The 21,878-nt window shown below is 42.1% G+C and carries 14 protein-coding genes; 11 read left to right on the top strand and 3 right to left on the bottom strand.

Going from position 1 to position 21,878, the window contains the following annotated elements; translation table 11 throughout:
* Positions 1-98 precede the first annotated feature (98 nt).
* Complete coding sequence (gene pflB, locus NXR94_RS12555) at positions 99-2,339, top strand: formate C-acetyltransferase (protein WP_258104995.1); 2,241 nt, start codon at positions 99-101, stop codon at positions 2,337-2,339.
* 92 nt (positions 2,340-2,431) lie between these two features.
* On the top strand, positions 2,432-3,190 hold the full coding sequence (gene pflA, locus NXR94_RS12550) for a pyruvate formate-lyase-activating protein (protein WP_258104994.1): 759 nt from the start codon (positions 2,432-2,434) through the stop codon (positions 3,188-3,190).
* A 25-nt stretch (positions 3,191-3,215) separates the two neighbouring features.
* Here pflA and NXR94_RS12545 read toward each other — a convergent pair whose 3' ends face one another.
* On the bottom strand, positions 3,216-5,555 hold the full coding sequence (locus tag NXR94_RS12545; RefSeq protein ID WP_258104993.1) for a caspase family protein: 2,340 nt from the start codon (positions 5,553-5,555) through the stop codon (positions 3,216-3,218).
* Between the two features lie 431 nt (positions 5,556-5,986).
* Between NXR94_RS12545 and NXR94_RS12540 the strand changes: the two genes are divergently transcribed.
* Both NXR94_RS12540 and NXR94_RS12535 read left to right on the top strand, forming a co-directional pair.
* Positions 5,987-7,072, top strand: coding sequence for a hypothetical protein (locus NXR94_RS12540; protein ID WP_258104992.1), 1,086 nt, complete (start codon positions 5,987-5,989; stop codon positions 7,070-7,072).
* A 103-nt stretch (positions 7,073-7,175) separates the two neighbouring features.
* Entirely contained in the window at positions 7,176-9,494 is a 2,319-nt protein-coding gene (locus NXR94_RS12535) for an acyl-CoA dehydrogenase (protein ID WP_258104991.1), read from the top strand.
* 37 nt (positions 9,495-9,531) lie between these two features.
* Here the strand turns inward: NXR94_RS12535 and NXR94_RS12530 are convergent, their stop codons facing one another.
* Complete coding sequence (locus NXR94_RS12530) at positions 9,532-10,194, bottom strand: HAD family phosphatase (RefSeq protein ID WP_258104990.1); 663 nt, start codon at positions 10,192-10,194, stop codon at positions 9,532-9,534.
* A gap of 252 nt (positions 10,195-10,446) precedes the next feature.
* Between NXR94_RS12530 and NXR94_RS12525 the strand changes: the two genes are divergently transcribed.
* The 4 genes from NXR94_RS12525 (at position 10,447) to NXR94_RS12510 (ending at position 16,097) form a co-directional block, all read left to right on the top strand.
* Complete coding sequence (locus NXR94_RS12525; RefSeq protein ID WP_258104989.1) at positions 10,447-11,352, top strand: DUF2807 domain-containing protein; 906 nt, start codon at positions 10,447-10,449, stop codon at positions 11,350-11,352.
* Positions 11,353-11,561: 209 nt separating this feature from the next.
* Positions 11,562-12,374 carry a hypothetical protein gene (locus NXR94_RS12520; RefSeq protein ID WP_258104988.1) on the top strand — a complete coding sequence of 271 codons (813 nt, stop codon included), beginning with the start codon at positions 11,562-11,564 and terminating at the stop codon, positions 12,372-12,374.
* A 551-nt stretch (positions 12,375-12,925) separates the two neighbouring features.
* Positions 12,926-14,008, top strand: a complete 1,083-nt coding sequence (locus NXR94_RS12515) for a serine protease (protein WP_258104987.1) — start codon at positions 12,926-12,928, stop codon at positions 14,006-14,008.
* Positions 14,009-15,131: 1,123 nt separating this feature from the next.
* Entirely contained in the window at positions 15,132-16,097 is a 966-nt protein-coding gene (locus NXR94_RS12510) for a hypothetical protein (protein ID WP_258104986.1), read from the top strand.
* Positions 16,098-16,349: 252 nt separating this feature from the next.
* Here the strand turns inward: NXR94_RS12510 and NXR94_RS12505 are convergent, their stop codons facing one another.
* Entirely contained in the window at positions 16,350-18,020 is a 1,671-nt protein-coding gene (locus NXR94_RS12505) for an AMP-binding protein (protein ID WP_258104985.1), read from the bottom strand.
* A 294-nt stretch (positions 18,021-18,314) separates the two neighbouring features.
* Here NXR94_RS12505 and prpB point away from each other — a divergent pair, with 294 nt between their 5' ends.
* From prpB to NXR94_RS12490, 3 genes are read left to right on the top strand one after another with little or no spacing between them, the layout of a single operon-like run.
* The gene (prpB, locus tag NXR94_RS12500) at positions 18,315-19,220 is read left to right on the top strand and encodes a methylisocitrate lyase (RefSeq protein ID WP_258104984.1); all 906 of its coding nucleotides are present in this window, start codon (positions 18,315-18,317) and stop codon (positions 19,218-19,220) included.
* Positions 19,217-20,359, top strand: a complete 1,143-nt coding sequence (locus NXR94_RS12495; RefSeq protein ID WP_258104983.1) for a citrate/2-methylcitrate synthase — start codon at positions 19,217-19,219, stop codon at positions 20,357-20,359. The genes prpB and NXR94_RS12495 overlap by 4 nt, the downstream gene beginning before the upstream one ends.
* Entirely contained in the window at positions 20,356-21,792 is a 1,437-nt protein-coding gene (locus NXR94_RS12490; RefSeq protein WP_258104982.1) for a bifunctional 2-methylcitrate dehydratase/aconitate hydratase, read from the top strand. The genes NXR94_RS12495 and NXR94_RS12490 overlap by 4 nt, the downstream gene beginning before the upstream one ends.
* Positions 21,793-21,878 lie beyond the last annotated feature (86 nt).

Raw genomic sequence — 21,878 nt, 5'->3', positions numbered from 1 at the left:
CAGGGAATGACATCTATCATGCCGAATCATGATAACCGTCCTGAACACGCTATTTATTGTAGACGAGATTGCAATCGCAAATCAAAACAAAAGGACACATGATTACTGATATTGAAAATGACGTAGAGCCTTTCGTCGCCGGTAACTGGAATGAAACCATAGACGTTAGAGATTTTGTAATGAAAAACATCACTCCTTATGACGGGGATGCTGATTTTCTTTGCCCACCAACCGAAGACACCGATCTTCTATTTGACATTTGTAAGACAGCTGTAAAGGAAGAGTTGGCTAATGATGGGGTAAGAGCTATTGATGCCTCAACTATTTCCAGGATTAACTCCCATGCTGCCGGATACATATCAGAACCGCATGAAAAAATTGTGGGTCTACAAACAGACCAACTGTTGAAACGAGCTATCAAGCCTTTTGGAGGCCCGAGAGTGGTAGAAAAAGCCTGTAACGAACATGGCGTCGCTTTGGATCCTAAAGTGAAAGAGGTTTTCAATTATGTGAAATCTCACAACGATGGTGTTTTTGCCGCATACAATGATGAGATCAGAAAATTCAGGTCTCTCGGGTTTTTGACCGGACTACCTGATAATTATGCCAGGGGTCGTATCATCGGTGACTACCGAAGATTGGCCCTCTATGGAGTGGATCGCTTAATCGAGCAAAAGATAATTGACCTTGCAGGAATTAACGGTCCCTATGATGATTATAAGATCAGATTGAGGGAAGAAGTGAATGACCAAATTATCGCCTTGAAAGAGATCATCGCACTAGGCGAAACCTATGGCCTCGACCTTAAACGTCCTGCAAAAAATGCGCAGGAGGCTGTACAATGGGTCTATATGGCGTACCTGGCTGCCGTTAAAGAGCAGGATGGTGCTGCCATGTCACTGGGTAACGTATCCTCTTTCCTCGATATCTATATTGAACGCGACCTGAAAGCAGGAATAATTACAGAATCTGAAGCTCAAGAGCTTATCGATCAACTGGTGATGAAACTCCGAATGGTACGTCATTTAAGAATGGAAGCTTACAACGAGATCTTCGCAGGGGATCCTACCTGGGTAACAGAAGCAATAGGGGGGATGACACTGGAGGGACAACATAAGGTAACTAAAACATCTTTTAGGTTCCTTCAAACCCTTTATAACCTGGGACCATCTCCTGAGCCTAACCTGACCGTGTTATGGTCTCCAAAATTGCCTGAAGGATTTAAAAAATTCTGTGCAAAGGTATCTGTCGACACTTCATCAATCCAATATGAAAATGATGATTTGATGAGAGCCACTCGCTGTGCGGATGATTACGGGATTGCTTGTTGCGTGTCTTACCAGGAGATCGGGAAACATATCCAGTTCTTCGGAGCAAGATGTAATCTGGCAAAAGCTCTTCTTCTCGCCATCAATGGAGGTAAATGTGAAAACACCGGTACCATAGTAGTAGAAAACCTGCCAGCTTTGGATGATGGGGTGCTCGACTTCGAAGATGTGATGATTAATTTCAAATACGCCATGAAGGAGGTTGCTCGGGTGTATGTGGATGCTATGAATATCATTCATTACATGCACGATCGATACTATTATGAAAGGGCACAAATGGCTTTCATTGATACGGATCCACGGGTCAATGTTGCGTATGGTATCGCAGGGCTTTCAATTGTGGCAGATTCACTATCAGCCATCAAACATGCCAAAGTGACTCCAATCAGGAATGAGGATGGTCTGGCCGTAGATTTCAAAATAGAAGGGGAGTTTCCTTGCTATGGTAATGATGACAATCGGGTAGACTTTATCGCACGGGATATTACCTCCATATTCAACCAACAGTTAGCCGAGTACCCAACTTATAAAAATGCAGAGCCGACCATGTCTATCCTGACGATCACCAGTAATGTGTCTTACGGTAAGAAAACCGGAGCGACTCCCGATGGAAGGGAGAAGGGGGTAGCCTTTGCACCAGGGGCCAACCCAATGCACGGACGTGATACACACGGTGCAATCGCCTCTTTGAACTCTGTCGCCAAGCTGAACTATGAGGACGCGCAGGATGGAATCTCCAACACACTTACCATGATACCTAAGACACTTGGTAATGATGAGAAAACAAGGGTGAACAACCTGACAGCGATCATGGATGGATACTTCAGCCGGGGAGCGCATCACCTGAATGTCAATGTGCTCGACAGGGAATTACTTTTCGAGGCGATGGAACATCCGGAAAAGTATCCGCAGCTAACCATCAGAGTATCTGGCTATGCCGTAAACTTTGTCAGATTAACCAGGGATCAGCAACTGGAGGTAATTTCCAGAAGCTTCTTTGATCAGGTTTAAAACAGTTAATATCAGTAGCAATCATAGGGGATGGCTGGAGAGCAATAGCTCTTCAGCCTACTTTTCAGGATTACTATTAAAAATTGAGACAGATGACTTCTACACAAATAATACACGGAATTGACACTCTCAATATTCACTCTATTGAGTCCTTTGGGATCTATGACGGACCAGGTATCCGCATGGTGGTTTTCTTACAGGGTTGTACGTTTAGCTGTCTCTACTGTGGCAATCCTGATACCATGAAATGTGATCAGGGGAAGACTTACCCCATCGATAATCTTTTTGAGGAAGCCACCCATATGAAGTCCTACTTTACTAACGGTGGAGGCATCACCTTCTCTGGTGGTGAACCTTGTCTTCAGGCGAAGAGGTTGATACCTCTGATGAAAAGGTTAAAAGAAGAGGGGTTTCATATCTGCTTAGATACCAATGGCAATGTCTTCAATCATTATGTAGAGGAGATGCTGCAGTATGTTGACTTGGTTTTGTTGGATGTAAAACACATTGACTCTGCTCAGCATCAGTATATCACAGGTCGTCCTAACGAAAAGACTCTTGCCTTTGCCAAATACCTGGAGGACCATCATCGTCCTTTCTGGCTAAGATATGTGCTGGTTCCGGGATTGACCGATGCTCCCGCGGACCTTCATCATTTAGGGCAACACTTCTGTGATTATCAGCAAATAGAAAAGCTCGAAATTCAACCCTATCATACCCTTGGGGTACATAAATGGGAAATACTCGGACTGGATTACCAACTCAAAGACACACCTAAAAACAGTCCTGAGCAGATTGAAGTGGCCAGGGATATTTTCGAAAGCTATTTCAAAGAGGTGGTGGTGAATTGAGAAGGTAATTCAGACACTTAGGTGGTCATTTGTTTGATTGAACAAATATAAAATCACCTCCTTCATCTCCGGCATTCATGATGTCTCCATATTGAGGAACCTGACCGCTAACATTGTTATTGGCAACGGGTATTTTTAAATCCATGAAGAGTTGTTGAGCACTCATTAGTGGGGCATCGTTTTCCTGAAGTTTTTTTATCAGGTATTTTATGAAAACACTTTGATCCTGAACAGGAGTAAGGTTACCACTGGTCATAGCCTTTCGACTGGTCAGCTTATATAGGTTTGCAAACCCGATCGCATCATCCAAAAACACTTCTCTTGTCTTAAATATTCCACCACTAAAACATGCATCCGCGATCAATAAAGAATGTTTAGTCTTAATGCCAGTAATGTAATCACGTATGGTGCTGTTAGATAACCATGCCGCTTTTGAATTGGATTTGGCATCACTGGGTAGCCAATAGCCCTGCTTTAAGTTTTCATCCCAGACTCCATGGCCTGCATAAAATATGAGCAAATTGTCAGTCTCGCCTAATTTGGATGATAAGGAGTCGAATGCCTCAATGATATCTGTTCTGGTAGGGTTGTCGAGATAGGTGATGTTGGATGAGGAAAAACTATACTTATCCATCAATACCCTGGCGAGCATCCTTCCATCATTAATGGGTTGTTCGAGGTCAACCACCGTTTCCGAATAGTAATCATTAACGCCAATAATAAGGGCATGAAATTTCGATGAACTAATACGGCCCATTACTGCATTACTAATCTGGCTGTTGACCATGGAGCGAGTAGACTCCACAGCAAGGTTATTTTGGTTTTCTAATCCTGAAATCGTCTTTTTAAGCAAAGGATCTACCTGAGATTCGGGCAACAGCAATGGGGATTTGTAATTTTTCGACTCAAAGACTTCTGCCTTTGGAGAAATCACCTTATATCCAAGCAAGACTTCTTGTTCTCCGTCCTGACCCAATTGTTTGGCTCCCACGGCTACATAGGAAGCAAAGTCATCTTTAAAACTTCTCGCCACTGACAAGGGAATTTTTAGCTGGACCTTGTTGGCGTCAACTGTAACAGGGTATATTTCCTTATCTGCATCATAGGTCCCGATTGAAGAAATGCTACCAACAAATTCCTGATAAGATTTTATGATTTTTTCCTTCATGACTAGCATCTTTCTTTTGTCATGCTCTGTTTCAATGCTATCGATCACCCGTTCCCTCATGGAAGCCATCATGTGATTATGTCTGTCAGTAAGCTCAGCAATCTTCTCATCAAGCTGCTGATAGGCGAGTTCTTTTTTCGAATAGTATTCAATTATGCCCTTAAAGTAGTTCTTACCTTCATTGAGCCTTTTCTCGTAGTCATCGGATCGTTCAAATTCACCTTTTTGCCTAAAGAGGTCTGACTTGATATTTAATTCCAGATCAATCTGATTTTTATTTTTTTGATAAACCTCAGTCTCTTTCTGAGCGAGATTATTGATCAGATCTTCGGCTATCATTTCAACTGAGACTTGCTGGTTATCCTTTTTGATGCTTCGGCTGATATTATAAATCTCTGTTCGGTCATCCTTTATCACACATATATAATTTCTTCCAGGGCTCATCTTGAAATCCATGACGTCATCTATTTCCAGAAAATGATCTGATAAATCCTGCGGATTATAAGTGATAATTTCACCGTGAGAAAGTAAAAGGATTGTAGCCTCATCGAGATAAAAAGCTTTTGAAGCGGAAATGGAATGATAAACCGGTGCTTCATCGTCGAACCGTTTAATGTCCCTAATAGGTAAATACCTGCCACTTACGGTATTAATCAAGCGTATCTCATCTTTTTTGGCTGCCAGAACCGAATGCTCTATGAATGGATTCACATCAATCCACCTGATAATACCATCAACCGAAACAGAGGCCAAAACTTTATCAGTAGAACTGAACTTTATGTTAGTTTCTTTCTGATCGATGTTGAACTTAAACTGAAAATCAGGACTATACGCCATTTTTTGAGAACTAGAGAAGTTCTTCAAGTCAGTATTGCTTATTCGGTTATCCGTGAAGCTATAGGTTACAGCGGCTTCTGCTGAGCTTTCCAGTACTTTTATTTTGTAGAGAATATAGATTCTGTCTTCTTCAGGCTTAAAATAGGCGTTCAAGACTTTGTAGGTATTCGACGGATGTGTTTTATTAAATATCTCATTGTATTCTCCGTCATAGGCAATGAGTTTTTCATCGGTCACAAGTGCCAAATTACCATACTGGCTAAAAAAAGCATACTGTGTTTCAGGAAGTGTCTTTTTAAGGGTTTGTGAAAACCCTACCAAGGCCGCATGAATAGCAAGGAGGGTGAGGACATGCTTCATGGTTAAGGTTGGTTATGTTAGTCTATATAAGTTAGCAGGTTTTTAGATAAAATCAATGTGATTCGGGCTAGATGTCAGTCGGTTTTGTGTTGGATAATGGTATGGCCTGATAGGAAAACAAACACATTCGGTGAGCCGCGCTTGGGCATTGTCCATGTTTTTGCCTGATTAATACTATTTTTTCATTCTTACTTTCGGATGTAAAGGGGGGATAATGTGGTATCACTCCTAAATAGTTGGTAATACATTTGTCTCCTTGCAAGGATCTTTCCGACTCGGGAAGTGTTATTTTGTGAATAACGAAGTGCTTCAAATTTTTAACTATTCCAATTTATTCTTTAAATAGTTATAACGTTATTTGAAAATTACCATAAAGGGGGTATTGATTTATTCGGATTGTTTGAGGAAATTCATTAGAAAACACCTCAGTCATGAAAACTTTCCAACATTACCTAATCACTTTGACGTTCTCCGCGTCTTTCTTAATTGTAAATGGTCAGGAGGTAATTGAATCTTCCTATAATGCCAAGACTAAACCCGACCCCGAAATCACCTACTCGCATTACAAGTGGACCACGAGTCTGATCGATGAGCATAGCTATATCCTCTTTCCGCCATTCTTCGATTACAAATACAATAATTTTCAATGGTTACCCGGAGAGGGCAGAAAATCTATCATTGAAGCAAAGATTAGTGGGGTGTTTGATATTTGCAGTACTGGGATGTACAATAAGGAGAGGGTTGCCAAAAATCATTTCAAAATTGCCATAGCAGGAAGTGTTAATTTACGACTGACCAGCGAACCCGGGCTGACATCACCATCTATTCCTCCCAGCAATAAGATTGGGCTGCGTATTGATTATGGAAAGACGGGAGCACGAGCAGAAGGAGAAACATTTGTTCTTGGTCATCGCTTAGACATCATGCATTATAGCAATGGTCAGGCTGAGAAAAACTACATTGACTCACTCAATAGATATAACTATGCCAATGCCGATTTTAGTACTAACTATTTGAGATATACACTATTTGGTGCCACTATTATCACTACCAGATATGATAGTGTTTCTCAGACTTTATCCAAGCGAGACAAAAAGATCATTGAAAGTACCCGCTATGCTGCAGCCTATTTGTTTTTTCAGGCCGACGGGAGGGCCCCGGGTGGGCTGGGAGATGTATTTGATTATTTACCCAATGATGGTAATTATGGACATTGGCGAACTGGAATGGGCTTCAGGTTTCCAATTTCAATTATGGCAAAAGGATTTAAAAAACCACTCCTTTTTACTGTCAGCTCGAATCTAGAATATGTCTTTGTTAACACTGTGGCTGATATACCTGTTTTAAGTGGTACACATAAACTCATTTGGCATCCCTATCGGGTTCCCTGGGGAATCATGGCCTTTTATCACCACGGGCGTGACTATATGAATATAAGGTACCTAATGCCTGCACAAATATTTGGGGTGGGTATTCATTTACAAAACTTCCTTTTTGGCAATAGGTTGCTGGACTAGCATATGAATTCCTGATCAGCATATTTGATATAGTCCTGACAAATTCTCATTAGCTTACTAACCATCAGCTGTCAAAATGAGTTATTAAGCGAAACACCCCATAATGATCCAGTCAAAATATTTTCAGGACAATCCCGCGTTGTATGCGTTCGTGCCGGTTTTTTACATGGTTTGGGCGGATGCTATTCTCACACCATCTGAAATACTAAAGATCCGAATGCTCGTCGATAGTCAGGATTGGCTTACTGATGAGGAACGACAATTTCTCCTGTCCAACCTCGACCCTCAAAATCCTCCCTCCCCAAACCAACTTAAAGGCTGGTTGAAGGAGATTAAACATTCCGCCGAGGCAATGACTGATCAGATGAAAGAAAGCCTGGTGGATATTGGCATTAAGCTCGCACAAATTCATGCACAAAACCAAAGTGAAGAGGTGCTGGAAAAAACCAGGGAACCACTGAAGGACCTGGTAGAAGCAATGGGTATCATATCTTCTGAGTCAGCCTTTCATCTAAGGTCAGCCACGAGGAAAACCTCTACCGAAAACCAGCCTACCAAAAACACTTTCAATGTGGAAGTAATGGCTGACCTGCTTGATGGTCAGAATAAGGATATTTTAACCAAAGTGCGCACACTGCTTGCGGATGAAGCTTTTAACTTCCTGGAAACGGATAACTTAAAAGAATACCGTGAACAGGTGCTCAAATGGTGCCAATACCACGCGGAACAGGGATTTGGGGCTATAGCCTACCCGAAAACCTATGGTGGCAAAGGAGATATGCGACAATACTTTGCGATCATGGAAGGCTTGTCTTACCACGATCTGAGTGCGGTCATCAAGTTTGGAGTACAGTTTGGATTGTGGGGCATGAGCGTGTATTTATTGGGAACAGAAAAGCATCATAAGAAATATTTGAAGTCTATTGGCACATTGGAGCTTCCGGGTTGCTTTGCGATGACTGAAACCGGACACGGATCTAATGTGAAAGGAGTAGAAACCACTGCTACCTACGACCACTCCAGGCAAGTATTCGTGATCAATACCCCCCATGAAGGTGCCGGAAAAGAATATATCGGAAATGCTGCCCTGCATGGACGGATGGCCACGGTTTTTGCCAAGTTGATAATTGATGAGGTGGACTACGGTGTAAATGCCTTTATTGTGCCACTAAGGGATGAAAATGGACACTTATGGTCTGGAGTGAAAATCAAGGATTGTGGACGTAAAATGGGATTAAATGGGGTTGATAATGGCCGCATTTGGTTTGATCATGTCGAAATAGGTAAGGATGAAATGCTGGATCGCTACGCTTTTGTTGATGATAATGGGCAATTTCAAAGTCCAATCACCAGTGACAATCGTCGGTTCTTTACCATGCTAGGAACACTTGTAGGAGGCCGAATTGGGATACCAAGATCAGGCCTTAGTGCTTCAAAATCCGGATTGACCATCGCCATTAAATATGGAGATCAGCGAAGGCAATTTGGGCCAGAAAATGGAGTGGAAATTCCCATACTGAACTACAAGACCCATCAGCGCCGTTTAATGCCTTTGCTGGCTAATGCTTATGCGAATCACTTCGCCCTGCAATACCTGACAGAGCGCTATCTAAATCGTACGGAAGAAGACATGCAGGAGATCGAGGCGCTGGCCGCCGGGTTGAAAGCCTTTTGTACCTGGAACACCACCACAACCCTCCAGGAATGCCGCGAAGCCTTGGGAGGGAAGGGCTACCTTTCTGAAAACCGTATCGACAGGCTGAAAAACGATACAGACATCTATACCACCTTTGAAGGCGATAATACTGTTCTTATGCAGCTCGTAGCCAAAAGCCGGCTATCAGAGTTTAAAAAGGAATTTGCCGATATCAACTTTTTTGGGATGCTGAGTTATGTCGCCGAACAGGCAAAAACGAGCTTTAGTGAAAAGAACCCAATCATCGTTCGAAATACAGACCCTGAACACCTCAAAGACTTTGAGTTTTTGATGGATGCTTTCAAATACCGGGAAAAGAGCATTGTCGCCTCCGCTGCCAGAAGATTCAAACATTATCTGGATGGGGGGATGGACTCTTTTGATGCCTTTAATGAGACACAGTATCACATGCTTGGCATCGGATTCGCCTTTGTGGAGCGTGTGGTATTGGAGCAGTTCATTGATCAGATAGAGCGAACTGAGGATGAAAATTGTCGTGTAGTGCTGACCAGACTATGTCAGTTATATGGTCTAAGTCAGATTGAAAAACATAAGGGCTGGTACCTGGAGCAAGGATACATAGAAGGAGTGAAGAGCCGAGCCATCAGAAGAGTGGTCAATGAGCTCTGTCAGGAGATACGACAGGAGGCAGTGCCATTGGTCAATGCCTTTAGAATTCCCGAAAAATGTTTGGCAGCACCAATAGTGGTACAACAAACAACATAGTAGGTTATTGCCGTGAGTGCCCTAAAAACACTTTGTTTTAACCTTCAAAAATCGCTTTGATCTTGTCAAAGTGAATTTCTTCAAAGTTACTGATCACCATGTCGGCTTTGCTGTAATCCTGATTTTTGGAGTGGATGCTGTCGAATCCTACACAAAATATTCCGGCATCTTTTGCTGCCTGAATGCCATTGGTAGCATCTTCGATCACGATGCATTCTTCAGGAAGGTATCCGGTAGCCTCAGCAGCCTTAATAAAAATTTCCGGGTGAGGTTTGGAGGCTTTAAGTTCGGCACCACTCAGCTTGGCCTTGAAATAGGGGTTAAGCTCAAAACGCTTGAAGATTCGCTCTATGCTCGGCATGGTTGCTGATGAGCCCAATACGAGCGTCAGGCCACTTTCATGGTAATTTTCGATGAGTTGACGCACACCTTTGATCAAATCAAAAGTCTTGTCATTCTCAAAGATCACGTCGTAATGTCGACGCTTGATGGCCGCTAGTTCTTCAGGTGACTGTGATAGGTTGTAATGATCCTTTAGCTGTTTACAGACATTGATGGTAGACTTTCCGGTTAGTGAGTCATACAACTCCGCACTCACGGAGATTCCCACTTCATCGAACATTTGGTGATAGGCTTTGTAGTGTAAAGGTTCACTGTCTATGATGACACCATCCATGTCAAATATTGCAGCCTTGAGCATAAGCTTTTTTGTTTGCGAAGATAGGAATTCATCTGTTTCAAATGCGCGCCGTTTCTCCAATTTGACAATTGTTTTATCAGAGTGAGTATTTTTTCTGCATTAGATAAAATCTTAAGTAGTTGATAATCTTTCAGTTACAATTTATTTTCCAGTCTGGCACTGTTCGTGGCAAGTTCGGAACTATGATCCTTTCCAGAGGGAAGGCTGTGTTATGATAATTTGAATTAAACAGGACTATTAGAAATGATTATTATGAAAAAATTGATTCGGCTGGCGGTGGCATTTGCAGCACTTGCTTTTACGGCTTGCCAGGAGAAAGAGGAAGCATCCAAACCGATGGAGATGTCTGTCGAACCATTTACAGATGTACATGTAGCGGGTAATTTCAAAGTGGAGTTTGTTAAGGCCAATACTCAAAAAAACATAAGAGTATCAGCCACGCACTATGTGAAAATCTATTCCTCTCATGAGCAAAGGGATCACATTACTATCAACAGCATTGATGGCATACTTAGGATCTCTTCTGATAATCATATACAGCTAGCTGACAGTGTGGTTGTGAAGATCACTTCGGCCAATATCAATGAAGTTCGATTGAAACGTAATCAACAATCCATATTCAATGGACTTTTTAATCAGTCAGAGTTAAAGATAGTGGCCGAAGAAAAAAGTCAACTGAGCTTGTTCAACTTGAAGGTAGACCACCTTGTGTGCAAGGCTGAGGATAACTCGAGTATTATCCTTGCGACTTTCCAAAATCACATTAATGGTGTGCAGTCCTATGAAATTGAGCGGGGAGTGGCCCTAAATGACTCGACCCTCATCGTTGATGATGCATTTATGCTTGTGGGTGATAGTGTGGGGGCCGATCAGAATGGAGAGTTTTGGATTGTCTACGGCGATGTGACCCATTCATCCTTTAAGATGCAGCAATGTGATTTTATGACTCAGGGTCGGACGCGGATTGATGCAAGCAAGGCACTTTCTGAGGTTGTCAATATAAACCTGGAAGGGTCCTCTCAAGCCAGTGTATACGCCACCAAATCTATCAATGGCAATGGAGAGGGGACATCTGTACTCTACTATAATGATCTCGAAAGCTTAAATACGGCTGATTTCAGCACATTAGGAGATGCACAATTAACAGCATGGAATTAACGACGATATAGCTGCTATGGAAATAAGGCCGGGTCTGGATATTCAGATCTGGTTTTTTAGAAATGAGCTGCTTTCATGCATAAAAATCTGAAATGTTCTCAGGATTAAGTTTCTGTAATTAATTATATAATATATTAAATAAGTTATATTTATCCTTCGTTTTTTACCGTCTTCTATTGTAAACATTAACTTTAAAACAGTTATTCGTCATGAATAAGAAGAATGTAAAATCACTAGTTTCATGTCTATTAATGGGCTTCGCAATGCTCATGATGATTTCCTGCCAGGAACAGGATCTATCTAAAAACCCTGAAACAGGATCCGTTAATTTATCTGTTAAAGCTATTTCAAGCGGTGGCATAGACTCCCAATCATCTGTGAGGATAGCTGCAACCAGTATAATTATCACCGAAGCGTATTTGGGAATTGATGAGATAGAACTCGAAAGCCTGGAGGAATACGAGGCTGAGGAAATAGAAGAGAGTGAAGGTGAAGAGAGTGACACTGAGCAAGAAACTGATAATGAAGGTTCCGATAGTGAGGAAGAAGATGAATTCGAATGGGAAGGTCCATTTGTGTTAAATCTCATCACAGGGGAAAGTACCCCGGAACTTCCAACGGTTGAAGTGGTGGCTGGAACTTATAAAGAGTTTGAGGCTGAACTGATACCGATCATTGGAGATTCTGCGAGTGTCGTCGTAAGGGGGGCAGTGATTGTTGATACGGATTCAATCCCTTTTGAATTGGTATTCGAACAGGAATTAGAATTTGAGATTGAAAATGAGGATGGATTTGAAGTGACTCCTAATTCGCTTAGCTCTATTTTGGTTGAGTTCAATCTGGACAGCCTGCTTGCAGGTATTGACTTTTCTCTTGCAGAGTTTGATACAGACGGGGTTGTTCGTATATCTAAGGATCAAAACACTGCATTGATAAGTGCCATTGTATCCAATTTTGAATCATCCGGTGATTGTGGGAAAGACGAAGATGGTGATCATGAATTGGATGATGATGAGGATTGAGGCAATTCAAATAACTTTGTAGATATCAGCGGCTGGTCATGAATGACCAGCCTTTTTTGTTACTATTCACTTTGTGCAGGCTGAAGTGGAGAAAGAAATGGAAGTAATTATTCAAGATAAAAATGTCGCTATGTCTCGATAGTTATGGGTTGTCGAAGGGCAGATTTTTGGCAGATAATGCATAAGCTGAGCCTGACAGGGAGGTCCCATTTCCCTATTAAATGCTCTTGATAACCAGCAGATCGAAAGGACAAACCTTGCTGTAGCAAACACATTTTTCCAACGACCCAATTCCAGATTAAACCTCACCCCGATTTGCATTTTGCAACTAACGAATTGGACAGCAATACCTATTCATTCAATATAATCCTTTGATAATCACATCGTTGTATGAAAAATACACAAAATGTGGTATTGCATATAATGTAAATTATTCTGAATTTCAATACAAAAACTTATGTGCGAGTTCGTTTCCATCATGAACGAACCCACAACCGTCATTTGGCTCAGGATCTACTGGAAATGATTTCCAACAAATAAATTTTACTATTATGAGCACACTGGTAGAAGCGCAAACAAAGCAGCTTAAAGGGATTCTGGAGGAATTTAATCTGGGAGATGTAAAAACGGCACTGGGCGAACTTGTTCAGGATAAATTACCACACGGTATTGGCTGGGACGATAAAGTGATGGGTAAAAAGTGTAAAAAACATGAAGATGGTTGTGTTGATGTTCAAGAGTATAACGAGAATCTCGAGGCGGTCTGGGATGAATTCAATTTGTTGCCTGCACATTTTCTGACAGAAGGAGCTCAGGTTCAGAAGGCTGTTGCTATGGTCACACTAAAGGAAGGCCACAACGGGTTGCCTGCCGGAAACGGATGGGGAACAGGCTTTCTTATATCGAATTCTCTCTTTATGACCAATAATCATGTGATTGCAAATAAGGATTTCTGTGATAAGGTTAATATGCAGTTCATGTATCAGGACAATTACAATTCAGAGCCTGACATTCCTTCTGAGTTCTTTGAAACCAATGAAGATTCATTTTTCCATACGAATGCCACATTGGATTATACCATTGTCAGATTGAAAAGAAAGCCATATTTCCTAAGAGCCGTTGCAACACCTTCACGAACTCTTGTAAGTACTGAAAATGGTCATTCGGAGAGGTATGCAGAGCAGGATCAAATTGAAGAATTAAAATTCCTGAATGACGTGATCGCTAGGAAAAAACCCATTACTGCACTGGACCCACAAAGAATCATCAGTATTTTCGGATACACTCCAGGAAGTAAGTATGGTTTCGTTCCTCTAAGAGACAAGGTTACCTATCCCGTGGGTTTGAGGCTGAACATCATACAACATCCGCAGGGTAGAAGAAAAGAGGTAGTTGTACAACAGAATAAGTTGAATGATGTGCACACCAACGTCATTCATTACTTCTCTGATACCGACTACGGTTCATCCGGATCTCCTGTATTTGACAACAAATGGGATTTGATGGCATTGCATCATGCAAGGCATCCGGCAGAATCAGCTAATGAAGGAATCCGCATTGACAAAATCGTAGCAGATCTTAGAAATGAATTTGGAAGCTCAAATCCGGCAATCTTAACCGAGCTGGGGATTTAAAGTTTCATTCAACCCACTTAAAAAGGCTGGTCGTATGTGATCAGCCTTTTTTTTTGTCCAGAGAACGCTATTAGCATTTGTTTTTTGGGGTACTACGGATCAAGCAATATTTCTGTGGGTCGATTGTTCTTTTCATATAGCCACATTGTGAGGTGAGAATTTCCTCCATATCTCCTCCCGGAGATCACTGAGAAAGCAGAGACAGAGTTGTCAAAAGTCTTTTGGTGATTTAAAGCCTTCATTATTTGAATAAAAAATGGCATTTTGTCCAAATAAAGGAGAATTAGAGATTTACAATAAGATTAGTTCCTCTGTGTCCTTTGTGTTCTCGGTGGTAAAAAGGGCTTATTGTATTTTTTCAAGACACCCCACAGGTTTTCGAATTGATCCGGTACTACCTGACATCAAACTATGAACGGTTAACTGAAGGCTGATAGCTGCGGACTGAAAATGAGACTCTTCATCCATCGTGAACTCAGGATTCAGAGTAACATTTATGAGTAATGTTTATACTGTAAACTGATGACCGTAGACTGTTAACCGATAACCTCTCGTCATTACGCGCAGCGAAGTAATCCTACAATTAGCATTGGCTATTAGCCTTGGGCATTTAACAGATTACTGATAGCCGACGACTGAACACTGTACACTGCTATCCAACAATGAGATTGTCGCGCTACATTCCATTCCGCTCACAATGACGTTTATGTGTAATGCTTATACTGAAAACTGATGACCGTAGACTGTTAATCGATCACCTCTCGTCATTACGTGCAGCGAAGTAATCCTACAAATGAAAGAGATACCTCAGGCCTCTTTCATGTTATCTTCTCATGACAATCACATTTAAGAACCTGCAATTTGAAGCGACTAAAAATGCCTACACAAACGCTTTTCAATAACGACCTAAATCTGGAATACGCATAATCCCAAATTGCATTTTTTAATACATCAGTTTATCTATTTGCATATTTCACAAAACGACAATTTAAAATCGTTAAGGGTTTGCAATTGGTGAAAATACTGAACCTCAGAAGGCGATATTCGATTTTTTTAAACATTATTTATTTAGGTGTTCATCTGACCTGTTAAATAATTTTATTTCATCAAAACATTTAACGCTATGAAAACCTTAAGCCTTAAAACCGCATTCTTTCTAATGATCTTCTTGCTCGGATTGTTAGCCTGCGAGAATGACGAAGTAACCCCTAAAACAGAGATCGAAGAAAGTACAAGCCAAGTGGCGATTAAATTATATCGAGAACAAGCCCCAATCGTTTCAGTCCATGGAGCCCGCATATCAGCTATATCAGAAGACTACTATACACTGGCATGGTTATTTCAGTTTAACCCAGCTGGCTATTATGATCAGATTGCAAGCGGAGTGTGGTATGGTACTCCTGATTCTTTGTTGTTAGCCCTGACAGATACCAATTCTTACTACCTAATGGTAAAACAGATTGGAACAGGTGAGTCTAATTATGGAATACGTACCTGGATTTATAATGGAGAGCAACAGATTTCAGGTCATGGATTCATAACTAATAGATTAGTCTATGGGGAAGAATCTTTTTGGGCAACTTATAATTCCAGTATTGACCTGTATGTTAATCCGGATAGTATGAACACTGAGCGATACTATGATTATGATGTCTACTTCGAGCAAGTCTTTTTTCAAAAAAGCAATGTCCCCAGCGAAATTGAGCTTTATCGTTGGCAAAATGGTGCAGAAATAAACCTAATCAATTCGAATCCCAATGTATTCATTGATTTAGAAGCAGAATGGTGGTATGAACCCATAAGGATAAAAAATGATACAACTTTTTATCATCAGTTTACTCATCGAAATATGGCTGGCTCGCCTACATTAAATTTTAGTGATCATACATTCTACAACATTAAAATATGGCAAAATATTATCATAGATGGTGACACATTAAATAGCCTTATCTATGATGGCAATCCTGAGTTCAGTCGGTTGGAAAAAATATTAATTGAAATAGACATGGCGAATTCAGTAAGCAGCTCATCTGTTGTGAACCTTTACGAGCAAATTTATCAGGGGGATACTTTGCAGGTTGGCAGTTAGAATCTTCAATTCATATGTTGGAATAGTGTTTCATCGGAAACTATGAACTGCTAATCGATGCTAACTGAGGACTAAGGACTGACTGATTTCTAGCCGATCACCTCCTGTCATTACGAGCATCTTGCACTTTGAATAGAATGCTTCAGGCTTCTTTCAGACAGCCTTCACAATGACGTTCATGAATGATGTTCACGGTCAACTGTTCACTATCCACTGTCAACTGATAACTGTAAGCTTTCCCCCACATTCGGATCATACCAGCACCTCGATCTCACTTTCCCAGGCTACGGGTACGCTCTGATCGTAGATAGGCGCCAAAGCTTCTTCGTATTTTTTAGAAATTTCGTTGCGCTTCATTTTCAGCGATGGTGTTAGCAGTCCATTATCCGAAGTCCACTCATCTTCTACCACCACAACTAACTTCAGTCGCTGGTAGCCCATATACTGTTGGTTGAGTGATTTCAGCTGATTGGTAAGCTCTTTCTTTACCATTTCTTTATCCATGCTTTTCCCGGTTTCTGACAATCCAACCAGCACAAACGGCTGTGAATACAAAGAACCCACCACACAGGTCTGATCTACAAAAGCCAGACTTTGAAAGGCTAATTCGATAGGAGAAGGAGTGATGTACTCACCCTTGGAAGTCTTGAAGATATCTTTGACTCTCCCCGTGATGGTGAGAAACTGATCGTCAGTGAGACTACCCATATCTCCAGTATGCAAATAGCCATCCTTGAATACTTCGGCGGTCAGTTTAGGTTCCTTGTAATACTCCTTCATCGACCAGCTGCACTTTTGAAGGATCTCATGCGTTTCGGGATCAATGACAATGTCCTGACCAGGGAATAACTTCCCAACAGTGCCCGGGCGAATATCATTGGAAGGATTCATCGATAAGACGTTGAAATTTTCACTCATTCCATACGCCTCTCGAATCACCAACCCTATACTTCGGTACCACCTGATCAATTCAGCAGACAGGGGAGCAGCTCCTGATATAATCACCTCTGCTTTTTTAAGCCCCAGGGCACGTAATATCCGAGACTTTACAATTGTTGAAACCAAAGGTATACGAAGCAGTCGGTCCAGTTTCTTTTGCGGCATCTTTATCAGAATTTGTGACTGGATTTTTTCCCAGATGCGAGGAACACCAAAAAAATGAGTCGGCTGAATGTCCTGAAGGTTACTCATAAAGGAAACCTGCGATTCAATAAAAGATACCACACCACCGGAATAAATACTTCCGCCTTCGGTCAACCCACGCTCCGCTGCATGACTTAGTGGCAAATAAGAGACAAACCGGTTCCCTGGCCGATCAAGCTTCACATCTACCGCGGCAGTTTTGATGGCATTGAGGATCGATTGATGAGTATGAACGACCCCCTTGGGATCTCCTGTGGTTCCTGAAGTGTAAATAATTGTACATACATCCTCAGCATGAACATCAGTCATCTCAGGCTCACCGGAAGTGGTAACCCATTCGTTCCAGGGCCTGACTGTATTGCGAGGGTACCCATCCATCTCGAGCGTGTGGATATTCTTAGGAATATGTTGCTTGACTGCTGACCAGTCCTTATCCAGCAGCTTCCCAATTAAGATCGCTTTTGATTCAGAATGATCGAGAATTTTCACCATTGTCGATGCATTGACGTTGGCATAGAGAGGAACGGAAATGAACCCGCCCATTAAAATGGCCAGATCGCAAATAAACCATTGAGCACAGTTGGCTGATAATATCGCAATACGATCTCCTCGCTCTAGCCCTAACGATTGAAAGGATGCAAGCGTATCGCGCGCCAATTGACCAACCTGTCGCCAGGTATATTCATGCCATTGTCCTTGTATGGGTTGACGCAAAAATACCTGGTCGGGGTGATGCTTTTCCCAATGAAAAAAGTGTTCAAGTAGCGTTCCCTGGGACATGTCTTGGGTGAATAGGAAATAATATAAAATATATAGAATATTTGTCACAAATCCCTGATCATGAGCCGGATAAATCATCTCACATAAGATGCCAACCAACCCCAAAGATCCTCTCAGGATTGCCTCCTGGTGCTAGCCGTCTGAAAACTATAAACTATTGACTGAACACTGATAACTGACCACAGCCTACCGTCAACTGTTAACGGTCTACTGTTCATTACCTACAACCGCTGACCAAGATCAGCTATTAACTATCAATTAAATACCTTAAATTAAGAAAACATAAACAACCCTATGTCCATCAATAACTTAAGAAAAACATTTAGACAGAAACTAGAGACCGATGGCATCGTTCTTCCCGGTGCCTTTAACGCACTCACTGCCTTACAGATACAAAAGCAGGGCTTCGATGGTTGCTACATTTCGGGCGCGGCACTAAGTGCAGGGGCAGGTCTTCCGGATATTGGCTTGTTGACTATGAATGAGTTTTCTTTTTTCATCAAGTACATTGTTGAAGCAGTTAGTATCCCTTGCATTGCAGATATGGATACCGGTTTTGGTGAGCCGGTCAATGTGGCTCGTATGATGCGGGAGATGGAACAGTTGGGTTTGGCCGGAGTGCATATCGAAGACCAGGTGTTACCAAAGCGCTGCGGACATTTAGAAGGCAAGGAATTGATAACTATCGAGGCGATGAATGAGAAAATCAAAATCGCCACTATGACCCGCAAGGATGAGAATTTTCTTTTGATCGCCCGAACGGATGCGCGGGGGGTAGAAGGATTGTCAGCAGCTATTGGACGGGCGCATGCCTATATCGAGGCAGGAGCCGATGCGATTTTCCCTGAGGCACTCAAGACCAAAGAAGAATTTGAAACCTTCTCCAGAGAGGTGAAGGTGCCATTGCTCGCAAACATGACTGAGTTTGGAAAGTCACCCCATTTCAGCGCTACCGAATTGATGGATATGGGCTATAAAATGGTGATTTTCCCTGTCACCGCGCTGAGAGTGGCTATGAAGGGCACCGAAAGCCTTTATCAAGCCCTCAAAACGGAAGGTACACAGAAGTCCCTTCTGGACCGGATGCAAACCCGGGATGAGCTCTATGAGCTATTACGTTATGATGATTATGCCCGACTGGATGAGAAAGTCGCCCATTTTCGACCCAAAACAGCAGAACCCAAAGATGACGACCCATGAGTGAGAAATTTAAAGCCAAAAAAGGGTTAGACGGCATCATCGCCGACGATACCCATGTTTCACATGTAGAGGTGGAAGAGAAGCGCCTTCATTATTTCGGATATGATATTAATGATCTGTGTGCTAATTGCTCTTTTGAGGAAGTAACCTATCTGATGTTGCATGGAGAGCTACCAAACTGGATGCAACTCAAAGATTACCAGCAGGTTGAGGCTCATAACCGAAACTTACCCACAGAACTTGTAGAAATATTGCAAAGAACGCCTAAATATGGTCATCCGATGGATTACCTTAAACTGGGCGTAGATTACCTGGGTATTGCCGACGATCACAACAAAGTGGGAGAAAACAGTTTGGCCATTAATCTAAGAAAGGCATTGTGGCTGATCCCCAAGTTACCCACGCTTGTAGCCAACAGTTATCGTATCACTCACGATATGCCTTTGGTATTGCCGGACCACTCAAAATCCTTTTCAGAGAATTTCCTTTATATGATGAGAGGGAAGGAAGCTGAAAATGAATTGGAAATTAAGTTGTTGGAGGCTTCATTGATTCTTTATGCGGAGCACAGTTTTAATGCTTCCACGTTTACCTCAAGGGTCGTCGCTTCTACCTTATCCGACTATTATTCAGCGATCTCTGCGGCTATTGGTGCCCTTAAGGGTCCTTTGCATGGCGGAGCCAATGAGCAGGTCATGCACATGTTGTTGGAAATTGGGTCTGTCGATAAGGCTGAAGCCTTTCTAAGGGATAAAATAGCCAACAAAGCGAAAGTGATGGGGTTTGGTCATCGTATTTATAGAAAGGGAGATTCCCGTGTTGGGATCATGACTGAAATGGGTAAAGAATTGGCTGAAAAGAAAGGCTTAACTAAATGGCATGATATCTCTGCGGTCCTTGAAAAGATTATGGTGGAGGAAAAAGGCATCTTCCCAAACCTGGATTTCCCTGCAGCCACTGCTTATTATCTACTTGACATTCCAATCGAATTATACACACCGATATTTGTGGTTGCACGAATTACCGGATGGACCGCTCATATCATCGAACAACACGAAGACAACCGCATCATAAGGCCTGAAGCTAATTATATCGGTCCTGCGAAAAGAACTGTTAACCCCCTAAAAAGTAGAAAGTGAATAAACCTGATCAGGAACTTGAGGAAATAGCTGAATATGTGTTAAATGATTCCATGCCCAGTGAGGAAGCCATGGATATTGCCAGGTATTGTCTTATGGATACCTTAGGGTGTGGGATTCTGGCTTTAAATTTTCCTGCCTGCACCAAGCTATTAGGTCCTATTGTCCCGGGGGCTGTACTGAAAGGTGGGGTACATGTTCCCGGAACAGATTATCGGCTGGACCCCGTACAGGCGGCTTTTAATATAGGGACCATGATCCGATGGCTGGATTACAATGACACCTGGCTCGCAGCAGAATGGGGACATCCATCTGATAATCTGGGTGCAATCCTGGCCTGTGCTGAATACCAAAATTTACAGGCCAAACAGAAGAATGAAGCCATGCTGACCATGGAGGACGTATTAAAGGCCATGGTCAAAGCTCATGAAATTCAGGGTGTACTGGCGCTGGAGAACAGTTTTAACAAGGTAGGCCTGGATCATGTTATATTGGTGAAGGTAGCCTCGGCCGCTGTAGGTACGCATTTATTGGGTGGGGGGCAGTTTGATATATTGCGGGTACTTTCTCAGGCCTTTGTTGATGGGCATAGCCTCAGGACTTACCGACATGAACCGAACACAGGTACACGTAAATCCTGGGCGGCGGGAGATGCTACGAGCAGAGCTGTTAAGTTGGCCTTGATTACTTTGAAAGGGGAGATGGGCTATCCTACGGTGTTATCTGCACCGAAATGGGGCTTTTACGATGTGCAGTTCAAAGGAGAGCCATTCAGGTTTCAGCGCTCTTATACCCATTACGTGATGGAGAATATACTTTTCAAAATCAGTTTCCCTGCGGAATTTCATGCACAGACTGCGGTAGAAGCAGCTATCCGGCTGCATGGTGAATTTAAGGAAAAGCTGGGTTCGTTGAAATATGTTCATATTCAAACTCACGAATCAGCTATTCGGATCATTGACAAGAAAGGTCCATTAAATAACCCGGCAGATAGAGATCATTGTCTGCAATACATGGTTGCAATTGGTTTATTGGAAGGTAGATTAATCGCGGAACACTATGAGGATAGCTATGCGGAGTCTCACCCTGAAATAGATCAACTGCGCGAGAAGATGATCATAACTGAAAATGAACGTTTTAGTAAAGAATATCATGATCCGGATAAACGTTCCATTGCCAATGCATTGCAATTGGAATTCGAAGATGGCAGCACCTCAGAAGTGATTGAGGTAGAGTATCCCATTGGTCACAGGAGAAGAAGGACAGAGGGAATTCCTGTACTCGTTGAGAAGTTTAAACGTAATCTTGAAACTCAATTTGATCAGAAACAGGCGGATAGTATTCTTTCCTTATGTATGGATACTGAAAGGCTTTATAAGAAGAATGTTTTGGATTTTATGGAGATGTGGGTGAGGCCAATTCCTGAAACTTAAGGTGGATGCCCAAATAAAGCACGATTTTCCTGATTGGTAGGTTAAAATACCCGCTGATTCCACTTCGTTAGCTTGTTATTGATTGG

This window comes from Marinoscillum sp. MHG1-6 (genome assembly GCF_024714475.1).
GTDB lineage: Bacteria > Bacteroidota > Bacteroidia > Cytophagales > Cyclobacteriaceae > JAMZMI01.
This window is presented reverse-complemented; position numbering and strand designations above follow the sequence as displayed.